This is a genomic window from Amycolatopsis sp. NPDC054798, assembly GCF_053611505.1.
This window is the reverse complement of the sequence record NZ_JBSHAM010000026.1, coordinates 1-13,052: the sequence shown is the minus strand read 5'-3', so window position 1 is coordinate 13,052 and position 13,052 is coordinate 1. Positions and strand designations below refer to the sequence as shown.

General features: G+C 69.9%; 12 protein-coding genes. 7 read left to right on the top strand and 5 right to left on the bottom strand.

Translation table 11 applies throughout. From position 1 onward, the window contains the following. The first annotated feature begins 94 nt into the window (after positions 1-94). Complete coding sequence (locus ACWGIC_RS18115) at positions 95-769, top strand: pyridoxamine 5'-phosphate oxidase family protein (RefSeq protein ID WP_452077084.1); 675 nt, start codon at positions 95-97, stop codon at positions 767-769. Here the strand turns inward: ACWGIC_RS18115 and ACWGIC_RS18110 are convergent. Then, the gene (locus ACWGIC_RS18110; protein ID WP_452077083.1) at positions 741-2,192 is read right to left on the bottom strand and encodes a sensor histidine kinase; all 1,452 of its coding nucleotides are present in this window, start codon (positions 2,190-2,192) and stop codon (positions 741-743) included. The genes ACWGIC_RS18115 and ACWGIC_RS18110 overlap by 29 nt on opposite strands. Beyond that, positions 2,189-2,890, bottom strand: coding sequence for a response regulator transcription factor (locus ACWGIC_RS18105; RefSeq protein WP_452077082.1), 702 nt, complete (start codon positions 2,888-2,890; stop codon positions 2,189-2,191). Before ACWGIC_RS18105 ends, ACWGIC_RS18110 begins: the two co-directional genes overlap by 4 nt. A gap of 138 nt (positions 2,891-3,028) precedes the next feature. Between ACWGIC_RS18105 and ACWGIC_RS18100 the strand changes: the two genes are divergently transcribed. The 3 genes from ACWGIC_RS18100 to ACWGIC_RS18090 are packed head-to-tail and all read left to right on the top strand — an operon-like array spanning position 3,029 to position 5,218. Then, positions 3,029-3,403 (top strand): VOC family protein, encoded by a 375-nt coding sequence (locus tag ACWGIC_RS18100; protein ID WP_452077081.1) that lies wholly within the window; start codon positions 3,029-3,031, stop codon positions 3,401-3,403. Continuing rightward, positions 3,400-4,221, top strand: a complete 822-nt coding sequence (locus tag ACWGIC_RS18095; protein WP_452077080.1) for a class I SAM-dependent methyltransferase — start codon at positions 3,400-3,402, stop codon at positions 4,219-4,221. Before ACWGIC_RS18100 ends, ACWGIC_RS18095 begins: the two co-directional genes overlap by 4 nt. A gap of 10 nt (positions 4,222-4,231) precedes the next feature. After that, positions 4,232-5,218, top strand: coding sequence for an asparaginase (locus ACWGIC_RS18090; RefSeq protein WP_452077079.1), 987 nt, complete (start codon positions 4,232-4,234; stop codon positions 5,216-5,218). A gap of 33 nt (positions 5,219-5,251) precedes the next feature. On the opposite strand, the gene ACWGIC_RS18085 is transcribed toward ACWGIC_RS18090, so the two are convergent. The 3 genes from ACWGIC_RS18085 to ACWGIC_RS18075 form a co-directional block, all read right to left on the bottom strand. Continuing rightward, on the bottom strand, positions 5,252-5,734 hold the full coding sequence (locus ACWGIC_RS18085; RefSeq protein ID WP_452077078.1) for a cysteine dioxygenase: 483 nt from the start codon (positions 5,732-5,734) through the stop codon (positions 5,252-5,254). Between the two features lie 280 nt (positions 5,735-6,014). After that, the gene (locus ACWGIC_RS18080; RefSeq protein WP_452077077.1) at positions 6,015-7,040 is read right to left on the bottom strand and encodes an NAD(P)H-dependent glycerol-3-phosphate dehydrogenase; all 1,026 of its coding nucleotides are present in this window, start codon (positions 7,038-7,040) and stop codon (positions 6,015-6,017) included. Beyond that, positions 7,040-7,777 (bottom strand): lysophospholipid acyltransferase family protein, encoded by a 738-nt coding sequence (locus tag ACWGIC_RS18075; protein ID WP_452077145.1) that lies wholly within the window; start codon positions 7,775-7,777, stop codon positions 7,040-7,042. The genes ACWGIC_RS18080 and ACWGIC_RS18075 overlap by 1 nt, the downstream gene beginning before the upstream one ends. A 176-nt stretch (positions 7,778-7,953) precedes the next feature. Here ACWGIC_RS18075 and cofC point away from each other — a divergent pair, with 176 nt between their 5' ends. Genes cofC through ACWGIC_RS18060 form a run of 3 tightly spaced genes read left to right on the top strand, consistent with a single transcriptional unit; the run spans position 7,954 to position 12,012 of the window. Beyond that, positions 7,954-8,586 (top strand): 2-phospho-L-lactate guanylyltransferase, encoded by a 633-nt coding sequence (gene cofC, locus ACWGIC_RS18070; RefSeq protein WP_452077076.1) that lies wholly within the window; start codon positions 7,954-7,956, stop codon positions 8,584-8,586. Between the two features lie 55 nt (positions 8,587-8,641). Continuing rightward, complete coding sequence (locus ACWGIC_RS18065) at positions 8,642-11,068, top strand: RNA degradosome polyphosphate kinase (RefSeq protein WP_452077075.1); 2,427 nt, start codon at positions 8,642-8,644, stop codon at positions 11,066-11,068. Next, positions 11,065-12,012 (top strand): NUDIX hydrolase, encoded by a 948-nt coding sequence (locus ACWGIC_RS18060; RefSeq protein WP_452077074.1) that lies wholly within the window; start codon positions 11,065-11,067, stop codon positions 12,010-12,012. The genes ACWGIC_RS18065 and ACWGIC_RS18060 overlap by 4 nt, the downstream gene beginning before the upstream one ends. Positions 12,013-13,052: the final 1,040 nt, after the last annotated feature.

Sequence of the window (13,052 nt, the reverse complement as noted above, 5' to 3'; positions counted from 1 at the left end):
AGACCTCCATCACGGCACAGCAGCCAAGTGGACTTCTCAAGTGTAGAAGAAGTGGACATTCAACGTAGCCACTTGCCCGCCGCACACTGAACGCATGAGCAGCCTTTCGCCCACCGAACGCACCACGCTCGGCCGCAAACGCCACCGCGCCGCCAGCGAGCGCGAGGCGCTGTACGCCGTGCTCGACGAGGCGCTGATCTGCCACCTCGGCGTGGTCCGCGACGGCGTCCCGCTGGTGCTGCCCACCGGATACGGCCGCGACGGCGACACCCTCTACTTGCATGGTTCCACGGGCGCGGCCAGTCTGCGAGCCGCTGCCGGGGAAACCGACGTCTGCGTGACGGTCACCCTGCTCGACGGGATCGTCTATTGCCGCTCAGTGAACAACCACTCGGTGAACTACCGCAGCGCGGTCATCCTCGGCCGGGCCCGGCTGGTGACCGACCCGGACGAGAAGATGCGCGGCCTGCACGTGCTCACAGACCACCTCTCCCCCGGTTCGTGGGAGCACGCCCGCCCGGTGAACAAGAAGGAGTTCGCCGCCGTTTCGGTGATCGCGCTCGACCTCGCCGAAGCGTCCGTGAAGCTCCGCGCCGAAGGGCCGGACGACGAACCCGAAGATGTCGCCGCGAACGCCGCCTGGGCCGGAGTGCTGCCGGTGCGCACGATCTTCGGCGAGCCGGAGCCGTCCGCCGACCTGCCCTCGGACTGGACCGTGCCCGAGCACGTCGCGGAGCGGGTCACGAAGACAACGGCAACCGCACGGTGAACACCGTCCGCCCGGGGCGGCTGTCCAGCGAGACCGTTCCGCCGTGTTCGACCACCAGCGAATGCACCACCGACAACCCCAGCCCGGTGCCGCCGGCGGCCCGGGTGCGGGAGTTGTCGACGCGATAAAACCGGTCGAAAATCCGCTGCTGGTCTTCGCCGGAAATCCCCGGCCCGGCATCAGCGACAGTGGTGACCGCCATGCCGTCCGCAACCGTCACCGCCAGCTCCACCGGAGTTCCCTCCGCGGTGTGCACGGCCGCGTTCGCGAGCAGGTTGTCCAAGACTTGCCGCAGCCGCGCCGGATCCGCGTGCAGCAGCACCGGTTCCTCCGGAATCGACACCGTCAGCGGATATCCGGGACGACCGGCGCGGAACGCGTCCGCGGCAGCCGCGGCGATCTCGGTGAGATCCATTCGCTGCGGACGCACCGGCGGTTCGACGTCGCGCGCGTCGAGGCGGGCGAGCAGCAGAAGATCGTCTACCAGCACGCTCATCCGCGCGGTCTCGGCCCGGATTTTCTCCAGGTGCGCCTCGCGTTCCCCAGGCTCGTTCGCGGCGGCGTAACGGAAAAGATCGGCGTAGCCGCGAATCGACGTCAACGGGGTGCGCAGTTCGTGCGAAGCGTCGGCGACAAACCGGCGCAGCCGATCGTTCGCTTCGGTGCGCGCGGCCAGCGAGGATTCGATGTGGCTCAACATCAAGTTGAATGCCGTCCGCAGCTCCTCGACCTCCGCACCGCCGCCAGTACCGGACGCGCGCACCGGCAAATTCGCAGTGGCGGTGAGATCGTGCGAAGCGATGTCGTGCGCTGTGCCCGCCATGTCCGACAGCGGCCGCAATCCGCGCCGCAGCACGACCCGGCCGGCGACGACAAGAATCGCCAACGCGATCAGGAAGGCGATCACCTCGATCAACATCAGCTGCTGCACCGTGTTGTCGAGGTCGGACTGCGGGGCGGCACTCAACAGCACGGTGCCGGTCCCGTTCGGCGAAGTCTCCACCGGACACGCCCGCACGCGGTAGGAACCCTGGCCGGGCAAGGCGATCGTGCGGAAAAGGTCGCCGCCGGACGCCTCTTCGGCGACCCGCGCCAGCGGCCGCACGTCGTCCGGCAACGTGCTGCCCGGCTGCGGCGTGGCGTGTCCCTCCCGCACCTCGAAGACCGCGGAATACCAGGAGTAGACGGTTTCCGGATTGTCCTTCGACTCGCGCAGATGCGGCACCTGCGCGACCTGGCTGCTCCTGAGCTGTTCGTCGAGCCGCCGGTTGAGGTAGTCGTGCATCAGCTCGACGGTCAGCGCGCCGACGATCGCGAACACCACCAGCGACAGCGCGCCCAGCCCGAACGCCAGCCGCGTGCCCAGCCTGGATGCGCGCCAAGCCCGGTACCACCGGCGAGCCCAGCGTCCGATCCGGTTCACCGGTCCGCCTGCCGCACCGAGTACCCGACGCCGCGCACGGTGTGGATCAGCGGTTCGGCCTCGGTGTCGAGCTTGCGCCGCAACCGCGAGACCGCGAGTTCGACCACATTGGACCGGCCGCCGAAGTCGTACTCCCACACGTGGTCGAGAATCTGTGCCTTCGTGAGCACCGCCGGGGAGCGCCGCATCAGGTAGCGCAGCAGTTCGTACTCGGTCGGCGTCAGTTCGGCGAGCTGGCCGCCGCGGCGGACTTCGTGCGTCTCCTCGTCCAGTGTGAGGTCGCCCACCTGCAGCACGACCGAGCGGGCGTCCGGCTTTTCCGACGTCCTCCTCAGCACCGCGCGCAGCCGCGCCATCAACTCCTCGACGGAGAACGGTTTGACGAGGTAGTCGTCACCCCCGCGGGTGAGGCCGGCGATGCGGTCGGCGGTCGCGTCCTTCGCGGTCAGGAAAACCACCGGCACCGCGTCGTGCTTCTCGCGCAATTTGTCGAGCACGGTGAAACCGTCGAAATCAGGCAGCATGAGGTCGAGCACGACGATGTCGGGAGCGAACTCCGCGGCGCGCGCGAGAGCGTCGGCGCCGCATCCGGCTGTCACGGCCTGCCAGCCCTCGTAACGGGCGACGGTCGCGACCAGGTCGGCGATGTGCGGCTCGTCGTCCACGACGAGCAGGCGCACCGGGTTCGGGTTCTCCACCCTGCCATCCTCCGCGACATCCGCGCGGGCGCGCGAGCCGAACCCCCGGCTGACAGCCACTCGACAGGAAACCGCTCGCGCGCACCGGGCGTTCCGAGCACACTCGGGACGGAATCAACCCTCAGCACAAGGAGCCCGATGAGTTCTGTCGTGGACAACATCACCGTCGACTGCGCGGACCCGTGGGAACTGGCCCAGTTCTGGACCAAGGTGACCGGCCGCCCGATCGGCGAGGAAGACGAACAGGGCGATCCGGAGGTCGGCATCCTGCTCGACTCCGGCGTCACGCTTCTGTTCATCGGCGTCCCGGAACCCAAGGCGGGCAAGAACCGGCTGCACGTCTGCCTGAAGCCGGACAACCTGACCCGTGACGAAGAAGTGGAGCGGCTGCTCGAACTGGGCGCGAAGCTGCATTCCGACCACCGCCGTGAGGACGGCGGCGGCTGGGTCGTCCTGCAGGACCCGGAAGGCAACGAGTTCTGCGTCCAGCGCAGCGCGGCGGAGATGTCGTGACGGATTCGTTCGAGATCAACCGAGCCAACTGGGACGACCGCGCGCCGATCCACGCGCGCTCGGCGTACTACGAGTTCGACAAGTTCAAGGCCGATCCCGCGCATCTGAGCCAGGTCGTGCGCTTCGACCAGCCGCGCCTCGGCGACGTTTCCGGGCTGCGCACCGTGCACCTGCAATGCCACATCGGCACGGACACGCTGTCGCTGCACCGGCTCGGAGCCAAGATCTCTGGTCTGGACCTTTCCCCGGCGTCGCTCGCCGAGGCGCGCAAGCTCGCGGAGGCCACCGGCGCGGAGATCGACTATCACGAAGCGAATGTCTACGACGCGGTGGAAGTCTTCGGCGAAAACGCCTTCGACCTGGTGTACACCGGAGTCGGCGCGCTTTGCTGGCTGCCGAAGATCGTGCCGTGGGCGGAGGTCGTCGCGCGCTTGCTGCGTCCGGGCGGACGGTTGTTCCTGCGCGAGGGCCACCCGATGCTGTGGACGCTCGACGAGGAATCCGAACGCGCGTGGCCGAAATACGACTATTTCGAGCACGACGAACCGCTCGTGTTCAGCGACGACACCACCTACGTCGAGACCGACGAACCGGTGCGCACCACGACCACGCACAGCTGGAACCATTCGCTCGGCGAGATCGTCACCGCGCTGCTCGGCCAGGGCCTGGTCCTGACCGGGCTGACCGAACACGAAACCGCGGCGTGGAACGCGTTGCCGCACGAGATGGAAGAGGCCGGGGACGGCGAATGGCGGCTGCGCGACAACCCGCGCCGGATCGCCGCGAGCTACACCCTGCAGGCGCGCCGCCCCGCATAGAGTGCGGGGCATGACTCGCATCGCCGTCGCCGCGCTGGGCGGCACCATCTCGATGGCCCCCGGACGTTCGCTCGAAGACGGCGTCGTGCCGCGGCTGAGCGCCGAGGACCTGCTGGGAGAACTCGGTTCCCGGCTGCCGATGGAGGTCACCGCGGCGACGCTGGCCGGACTGTCGAGTTCGTCGATGGACTACGCGACGCTCGCGCGGACCCGGCAGTGGGGCGTCGAGCAGATCGAGGCGGGCGCGGACGGTCTCGTGGTGGTGCAGGGCACGGACACGCTGGAAGAAACGGCGTATCTGTTCGACCTCACGTGGCCGTCCGACGCGCCGGTGGTGATCACCGGCGCGATGCGGAATCCGAGCCTGCCCAGCCCGGACGGCCAGGCGAACATCCTCGCCGCGCTCGCCGTCGCCGCCGATCCGCGCAGCCGGGGCCGGGGCGCGCTGGTGGCGTTCAACGACGACGTGCACGCGGCGCGGTGGGTGCGGAAAACGCATTCCAGCCACGTCGAAACGTTTTCGTCGCGGCCGGCCGGCCCGCTCGGCATGGTCGCCGAGGGAGCGGTGCACTACTTCCATCCGTCGCCGCCGCGGCTGCCCGTGCTGCCGGGCGCCGAGGCAGTCGATCTCGTTCCGCTGCTGGAATCGGGGCTCGAAGATTCGGGCGAATTGCTTTCGCTGGTGCTCAAGGGCGGCGCGCGCGGCGTAGTGGTGGCCGCCAACGGCGTCGGGCATGTGTCGACAGCGACGGCGGACGTGATCGCGGCCGCGGAAGCACCGGTCGTCGTCGCGTCCCGGACCGGGGCGGGCCCGACTTTCCGCAGCACATACGGGTTTCACGGGTCCGAATCGAGCCTGATCCGGATGGGCGCGACGATGGCCGGATGGCTGTGCCCGCGGAAATCGCGGATCCTGCTGCAGGTTCTGCTGGCGGCGGGGGTGAGCCGGGAGGAGATCGAACGGCAGTTCAGGCTGCGCGGCGACCTCGACTCGTGAGTGTTCGTCCCGGTTCTCACCGGGGACGAACACTTACGAGCGCAGTACCGGCCCGTCCACCGGATTCGCCTGGTACGACCGCATCTGCCGGCCGCCCTGGCGGTAGACGTGCACGCTGATCGCCGGGTCCGGGCCGTCGTTGCGCACCTCGTGCACGTAGCCCGGCCCGAACACCCGCGACTGCCCGGCGGACAGCCCGTGCACCTCGGTCACCGCGCGCCCGTCCGGGGCGCGCCGCGCGACGGTTTCGGTCAGCCGCCCGGACACGACGGTGAACGCACCGCTGGAGAAGGCGTGGTCGTGCAGGTCGGTGTGCTGGCCGGGGAGCCAGCTGAGCAGCCAGATCTCCTGGTCCTCAGTGCGTTCGACGAGGGCGGAGAACCGCTCGTCGGGGTCGTAGCGCAGCAGGCCGCCCCAGCGTTCCCGGTCGGCGGCCACGTCGACGGCGACGCGGACCGGGTGGCGCAGGGCGGGGTTCTCGGGACGCAGCAGGGTGTTGTCCGGAACGGCGAACATGAAAAGAAGTCCTCACGGGAAGAAGATGGGTGTCGAGCTGGGCCGGGGCGGGTTCACCGACAACAGTGACACGACATGCCCATGACGGGGCGGAGGTCGTCGGACCCCGGCCGCATCGTCATCGCGCACGTCAGCATGCCGTACAGCGAACCAGCCCCGGGACGCCCGGTCAACCCGTCCCACCCCCTGGACCGCCCTCGTGAGCGCGGGTTCACACCTGCGGACACTCACGCTCGTGAGCGGCGTTCCCGGTTCTCACCGGGATTGCCAGTCACGAGGTTCAGCGCCACTCCGGCTTCCGCGACCGCCCGAGCAGCTCCGCGCCCGCCTGCCGCGGGTCGACGCCCTCGTGGCACACCCGGTACATCGCGTCCGTGATCGGCATGTCGGCCCCGTGCCGCTGCGCCAGCTCGCGGATCGACGAGCACGACGCGACCCCCTCGGCGACCTGGCCGCCGGTCGCCGCCTGCGCCTCGGCCAGCGTTTCGCCGCGGCCGAGCCGTTCGCCGAAGGTGCGGTTGCGCGACAACGGCGACGAGCACGTCGCCACGAGGTCGCCGAGCCCGGCGAGACCGGCGAAGGTGAGCGGGTCCGCGCCGAGTTTCGCGCCGAGCCGCGCCATTTCGGCGAGACCGCGCGTAATGAGCGTCGCCATCGTGTTCGCGCCCAAGCCCATTCCGGCGGCCATCCCGCAGCTGAGCGCGATCACGTTCTTGCACGCGCCGCCCAGCTCGCAGCCCACCACGTCAGTGTTGGTGTAGGGCCGGAAATACTGGTTCGACGTCGCCTGCTGCACCGCTTTCGCCCGCTCGTGATCAGCGCACGCGAGCACCGCCGCGGCCGGCTGCCCGTCGGCGATCTCGCGGGCCAGGTTCGGCCCGGACACCACCACGATCTCGCCCGGCTCGACGCGAGCGAGTTCGGCGATCACCTCGCTCATCCGCTTGAGCGTGCCCAGTTCCACGCCCTTGGCCAGGCTGACCAGGATCGCGTCGGGCGGCAGCAGCGGCTGCCAGCCGGTGAGGTTCGCGCGCAGGCTCTGGCTCGGCACTCCGAGCACCACCGCCTGCGCGCCGTCCAGCGCCGCGGCCGCGTCGGAGGTCGCGGTGATCCGCTCCGGCAACGACGTTCCCGGCAGATACGACTCGTTGGTGTGCCGCTCCCGGATTTCCTCGGCGACGCTTTCCCGGCGCGCCCACATCGTCACGTCGCGTCCCGCGTCGCCGAGCACCTTCGCGAACGCAGTGCCCCACGAACCCGCGCCGAGCACCGTGACGCGCTGCACGTCGGCGGCGAAACCCGCCATCAGGCACCGTCCTCCGGCTTCTCGGACTCCGCCTTGGGCTCTGCGGTGATCTCTGCCTTGGTTTCTGCCTTAGTTTCCGCCTTGGTTTCCGGAACGGCGTCCGTCTCCGGCTTCTTCGCGGGCGGTTCCTCCTGCCGGATCTCCACCAGCAGCCGGGTCACCTCGTCCATCAGCACCGCGGTGACCTCGCGCAGCGTCGAGGCGCTGCGCGGGTTCCCGCCCCGGTACGCCGACAGGTCGATCGGGTCGCCGACCAGGTGCGTCACCGTCTTGCGCGGGAACGGCGTGAACTTCTTGGTGTAGCCGTTGAAGATCTGGTTGGTGCCCCAGCGCGCGATCGGGATCACCGGCACGTCGTTCTGCAGCGCCAGCCGCGCCGCGCCGCTGTAGGCCTCCTTCGGCCAGCCCAGCGGGTCCTTCGTGATCGTGCCCTCGGGGTAGATCACGATGACCTTGCCCTCTTCGAGCGCCTGGTGCGCGGCCTTGAGGCTGTCGCCGGCCGCGCTCGACCCGCGCGCCACCGGGATCTGCCCGGACCCGGTCACAATCCGGCCGAAGACCGGCACGTTCTTCAGGCTCGCCTTGAGGAAGAACCGCGGCACCCGCTTCTGCCGGTGCACGAACACCGCGTCGACCGGCGGGTCGAGGTGCGAGATGTGGTTCATCACCAGCACCGCGGGCCCTTCTCGGGGGATTTTTTCCGCGCCGAGGTACACCCGCTTGCCGATCGCGGTCATCGGGTAGAACGCGGCGGCGGCCAGCCCCACCCAGAATCCGCCCTTCTCACGCCGTGCCACAGTTCTCCTCCTCGGATCGCCTCTGCTCCGGGTGATCCTGCCGCGCGCCGGTTCGCCCAGTCCAGGGAGGGTGCGCTCACGCACGCGCGCGGCGGGTTTCGGGTAAAGATGGACAGGTGGACGCAGACCTGGTCATCCCGCTGAAACCGCCGGGCACGGGCAAGTCCCGCCTGCGCGGGGCGGTCGCCGCGCACCGGCACGCGGAGCTGGTGCTGGCGCTGGCCTGCGACACGCTGGCCGCGGTCACGTCGGTCGCCGGGGTCCGGCGCGTGCTCGTCGTCACCGCCGATCCGGCCGCGCTGTCCGAATTGGCCGGTCTCGGCGTCGAGGTGATCGCCGAACCGCCGGGCGGCGGGCTCAACGAAGCCTTGCGCCACGGCGCGGAGCTGCTGCGCGCGGACGCGCCGGACGGCATAGCCGGCGCGCTTCAAGCGGATCTTCCCGCGTTGCGCGCGGTGGATCTGGAGCAGGCGCTGTCCGAAGCCGCGGGCCGCCGCGCGGTGGTTTTCGACCGGCAGGGCACCGGGACCACGCTGTTGCTGTCCGCACCGGGAAAACCGCTCGACCCGCGGTTCGGAGCCGGATCCGCGGAACTGCACCGGGCGTCCGGTGCGATTCCGCTCACCCGGGCGTTGCCGTCGCTGCGCAGCGACGTCGACACCGAGGATGATCTCCGCCACGCCGCGAAGCTCGGCCTGGGGAAGCACACCGCGGCATTGTTCCCGGCCGAACGGGCGCAATTGCGCTGACGTGTTCACTCGACCTTCATCGCGGCCTGCGCAAACCGCAGCTTCGTAGTGAACAATGGGCAGCGTGAGCACAGAAGACGGCAGCACTCCGGCCCGGCGGCGCGCCAAGAGCGGCACCAGCGCATCCCCCTCGTCCCCGGCCCCGCGCCCCGCGGCCGGCAAGACGGCTTCGCGCGCGAACGTCGACGGCGCGGCGGCCGGACGGGCGAAATCCAAGGCAGGTTCGGAGGACAACGCCAAACCGGCCAAGCGCAAAACCGCCTCGTCGAGCGCGCTGCGCACCACGGCGAAGAAACCCGCCGCACCGCCTGCCGCCACCAAGCCCGCCGCCGCGCGGCCGCGCCGGACCACGACCGAGAGCGGCGAGGAATTCCGCTCCGTTCCCTCAGCCCCGCCCGCCGTCACCTCCGCGCCCACCGCCGTCGAGACGCTTCCCGACGACCGTTATTTCAACCGCGAGCTGTCCTGGCTCGACTTCAACGCCCGCGTGCTCGCGCTGGCCGAGGACGAATCGCAGCCGCTGCTCGAACGGGCCAAGTTCCTCGCCATTTTCGCGTCCAATTTGGACGAGTTCTACATGGTCCGGGTCGCCGGGCTGAAACGGCGCGACGGCACCGGCCTGTCGGTGCGCAGCGCGGACGGGCTCACGCCGCGCGAGCAGCTGGACTACATCGCCAAGCGCAACCAGGACCTGGTCGAACGGCACACCGCCGCCTTCGAGGAGCATCTGCGCCCGCAGCTGGCCGAACAGGACATCCAGCTCGTCGGCTGGGCCGACCTCGCCGGAGCCGACCAGCTGCGGCTGTCGAGCTACTTCTCCGAGCAGATCTTCCCGGTGCTCACGCCGCTCGCGGTCGACCCGGCGCACCCGTTCCCGTACATCTCGGGGCTGTCGCTCAACCTCGCGGTCACCGTGCGGGACCCGCAAGGCGGGCTCGAACGGTTCGCGCGCGTGAAGGTGCCGAGCAACGTGCCGCGGCTGATGCGCGTGGAAACCGAACGCGGCAGCCGGACGGCCACCTTCCTTCCGCTCGAGGAACTGATCTCCGCGCACCTGAGCGATCTGTTCACCGGCATGGAGGTGACCGAGCACCACGTCTTCCGTGTCACCCGCAACGCCGACTTCGAGGTCGAGGAAGACCGCGACGAGGACCTGTTGCAGGCACTGGAACGCGAGCTGGCGCAGCGCCGGTTCGGCCCGCCGGTGCGGCTCGAAGTGGCGCAGGACATGAGCGAGCACATGCTCGAACTGCTGCTGCGCGAGCTGGAAGTCGACCCCGAGGACGTCGTCGAGGTGCCCGGGCTGCTCGACCTCACCTGTCTCTTCCAGCTGGCCGGGGTCGACCGCAAGGAACTGAAGGACCGGCCGTTCGTGCCCGCGACGCATCCGGCGTTCGGCGAACGCGAGACTCCCAAGAGCGTGTTCGCGACGCTGCGCGAGGGCGACGTCCTGGTGCACCACCCGTACGACTCGTTCTCCACGAGCGTGCAGCGGTTCATCGAACAGGCCGCGGCCGATTCGAAGGTGCTGGCGATCAAACAGACGCTGTACCGGACGTCGGGCGATTCGCCGATCGTGGACGCGCTGATCGACGCCGCCGAAGCGGGCAAGCAGGTCGTGGCGCTGGTGGAGATCAAGGCACGGTTCGACGAGCAGGCCAACATCACCTGGGCGCGCACGCTGGAACGCGCGGGCGTGCACGTGGTGTACGGCTTGGTGGGCCTCAAAACGCACTGCAAGGTGTCGATGGTGGTGCGGCAGGAAGGTTCGACCATCCGCCGCTACTGCCACATCGGCACCGGCAACTACAACCCGAAGACCGCGCGGCTGTACGAAGACCTCGGCCTGCTGACGGCGGACCCGAGCATCGGCGCGGACATCACCGACCTGTTCAACGTCCTCACCGGCTACTCGCGCCAGGACACCTACCGCACGATCCTCACGTCGCCGCACGGCATCCGCCGCGGCATCGTGCGCGCGATCGGCGAGGAGATCGAACTCGCGCGCGCCGGGCTCGAAGCGGGCATCCGGATCAAGTGCAACTCGCTCGTCGACGAGCAGGTGATCGACGCGCTGTACCACGCTTCGCAGGCCGGTGTTCCGGTCGACGTCGTGGTGCGCGGGATCTGCTCGCTGAAGCCGGGCGTCGAAGGGCTGAGCGAGAACATCCGCGTCCGCTCGATCCTCGGCCGGTTCCTCGAGCATTCGCGGGTGTTCCACTTCCGCGCGGGCGGCACGCACTGGATCGGCAGCGCGGACATGATGCACCGCAACCTCGACCGCCGGATCGAGGCGCTGGTGCGGGTCAAGGACCCGAGGCTGACGCGGCAGCTGGACGACGTGTTCGATTCGGCGCTCGACCCGCACACGCGCTGCTGGGTGCTCAGCTCGTCGGGCGAATGGCAGCCGTTCCCGGCCGCCGGTTCGCAGGTGCGCGACCATCAGCTCGAACTCGCGAAGCGGCACGGGGCGGTCGGATGAGCGTGGACGTCCGGGCCGCGGGCGCGGTGCTCTGGCGCCGCGCCGAGGCGGGGATCGAGGTCGCTCTCGTGCACCGTCCCCGCTACGACGATTGGTCGCTGCCGAAGGGAAAGGTCGACGCCGGCGAGACGATCGCGGCCACCGCGGTGCGCGAGATCGCCGAGGAGACCGGGTTCCGTGCGGTGCTGGGCCGCTATGTCGCGCAGACGAAGTACGAGGTGCCCGCGAAGAACGACGGGCGGCCGCTGCGCAAGAGCGTCGACTACTTCAGCGGCGAAGCCGTTTCCGGGGCCTTCGAGCCCAACGAAGAGGTCGACGAACTGCGCTGGCTGGACCCGGTCGCGGCCGAGCAGCTGCTGACGCGCCCGGCGGATGTCCGGGTGCTGCGCGAGTTCTGCGCCCTCCCGCCCGCGCCGACGACGGTGTTGCTGGTACGGCACGCCAAAGCGGGCAAACGCGAAGACTGGACCGGCGACGACGACCTCCGCCCGCTGTCGGAAGCCGGTCAGCGCCAAGCGGCCGCGCTCCGGGACCTGCTGCCGCTCTTCGGCCCCGATCGGGTGTTCTCCGCGCCCCGGCTGCGGTGCGTGCAAACTGTCGGCGGAATCGCGGACGCCCTCGGCGTCGAGGTGCAGCACGAGCCGCTGCTGTCGGAGGAGGGCTACTGGCCCGACCCGCTGCTCGGAATCCGCCGCCTGCTGGCGATCGCGGCCGGCGGGGGCACTCCGCTGATCAGCAGCCAGGGCGGGGTGATCCCGGACCTGGTGAGCGCACTGGCGGACCGGGACGGCCTGGAACTGCCCGCCGCCCGCGACGGGGTGGTGCCGAGCAAGAAGGGCTCGCTGTGGGTCCTGTCGTTCTCTCCCGGCGACGACGGACCGGTTCTGGTGGGCGCGGACTATTACCCGAGTCCGCTGCCCGCTCCGGTGCCTTCAGCGGGCTGATCTTTTACCGGGCCCGGCGTCGCTTCGGCACGCCGGGCCCTTCTCATTAGCGCGTGCCGCCGCCTTTCGGCTGGCCGCGGATTCTATAGAGACCGGTATTGCTCAGCGGCGCTCAGCACTTATCGCCGGTTCCGGCATAAGCGACGTCCGAGACGTCTCGCCGGGTTTAGCGAAGTCCGGGATTACCCCCGGCGGGGATTTCTCTCCGGACGTCGGATTAACTCTCCCGGGCAGTGCTCGGGCGGGAATCCGATTGCCTTCGCGGGGTGTCTCCGCGCCCGGTTCGGCGGACGATTCTGTTGTCTTATCAGCAATCCGGGCGGGTTCTTTTCGCGGCCTTCGCAGGCCGCCGACCTCGGGAAACGCCGTCTTTCCCGCCGCCGCAACCTCTTCGGGAGCGGTGCTGCGACAACCCCAGCGGCGCAGCGAATTTTCCCGCGCCCGTCCCGTCCGGCCGTGCCCCTCCCGCCTGCTCAGTCCGCTCCGGCCCGCCGACCTGGCTCTGACGCCTCACCTGGAAACCCTGCGCCCACAACAGCTCAGCAGCCTCACCGGCCGGCCGCCGTATACCTCGCCAACCCCGGCCGCTTCTCCGCTCTGGAAACCTCAGCCTCCACAACGGCTCAGCCGCTCCAGCCCGACCGCCGCAACACCGCCGACCTCTCCGCGGGGAAACCTCAGCCTCCGCAACGCCTCGGCCACCCGGCCCGCCACACCAGCCCAACCGCCGCGACACCCCAACCGCTCCCGAGCCGGAAACCCAGCCCGCAACGCCTCAGCCCCGCCCGTCGCACCAACCCGGCCGTCTCCCCATCCGGAAACCCAGCCTCCGCAACGCCTCGGCCACCCGGCCCGCCGCACCGACCCGACCGCCGCACCACCCCCGCCGCCTCCCCATCCGGAAACCCAGCCTCCACAACACCTCGCCACTCCCCCATTCCCACCCGGCAACCCCGCCCCACCGCACCGATTTCCGCCCATACAGCCGATCAAGCCCCCGGAAACGCGGCAGGGCCCCGACCTCACCCGAGGTCGGGGCC

What these genes read in the sequence shown, in the direction of transcription:
- ACWGIC_RS18115 (WP_452077084.1), top strand. Translation starts at nt 95, where the DNA reads ATGAGCAGCCTTTCGCCCACCGAACGCACCACGCTCGGCCGCAAACGC.
- ACWGIC_RS18100 (WP_452077081.1), top strand. Translation starts at nt 3,029, where the DNA reads ATGAGTTCTGTCGTGGACAACATCACCGTCGACTGCGCGGACCCGTGG.
- ACWGIC_RS18090 (WP_452077079.1), top strand. Translation starts at nt 4,232, where the DNA reads ATGACTCGCATCGCCGTCGCCGCGCTGGGCGGCACCATCTCGATGGCC.
- ACWGIC_RS18085 (WP_452077078.1), bottom strand. Translation starts at nt 5,734, where the DNA reads ATGTTCGCCGTTCCGGACAACACCCTGCTGCGTCCCGAGAACCCCGCC.
- ACWGIC_RS18080 (WP_452077077.1), bottom strand. Translation starts at nt 7,040, where the DNA reads ATGGCGGGTTTCGCCGCCGACGTGCAGCGCGTCACGGTGCTCGGCGCG.
- ACWGIC_RS18075 (WP_452077145.1), bottom strand. Translation starts at nt 7,777, where the DNA reads ATGACCGCGATCGGCAAGCGGGTGTACCTCGGCGCGGAAAAAATCCCC.
- ACWGIC_RS18065 (WP_452077075.1), top strand. Translation starts at nt 8,642, where the DNA reads ATGGGCAGCGTGAGCACAGAAGACGGCAGCACTCCGGCCCGGCGGCGC.
- ACWGIC_RS18060 (WP_452077074.1), top strand. Translation starts at nt 11,065, where the DNA reads ATGAGCGTGGACGTCCGGGCCGCGGGCGCGGTGCTCTGGCGCCGCGCC.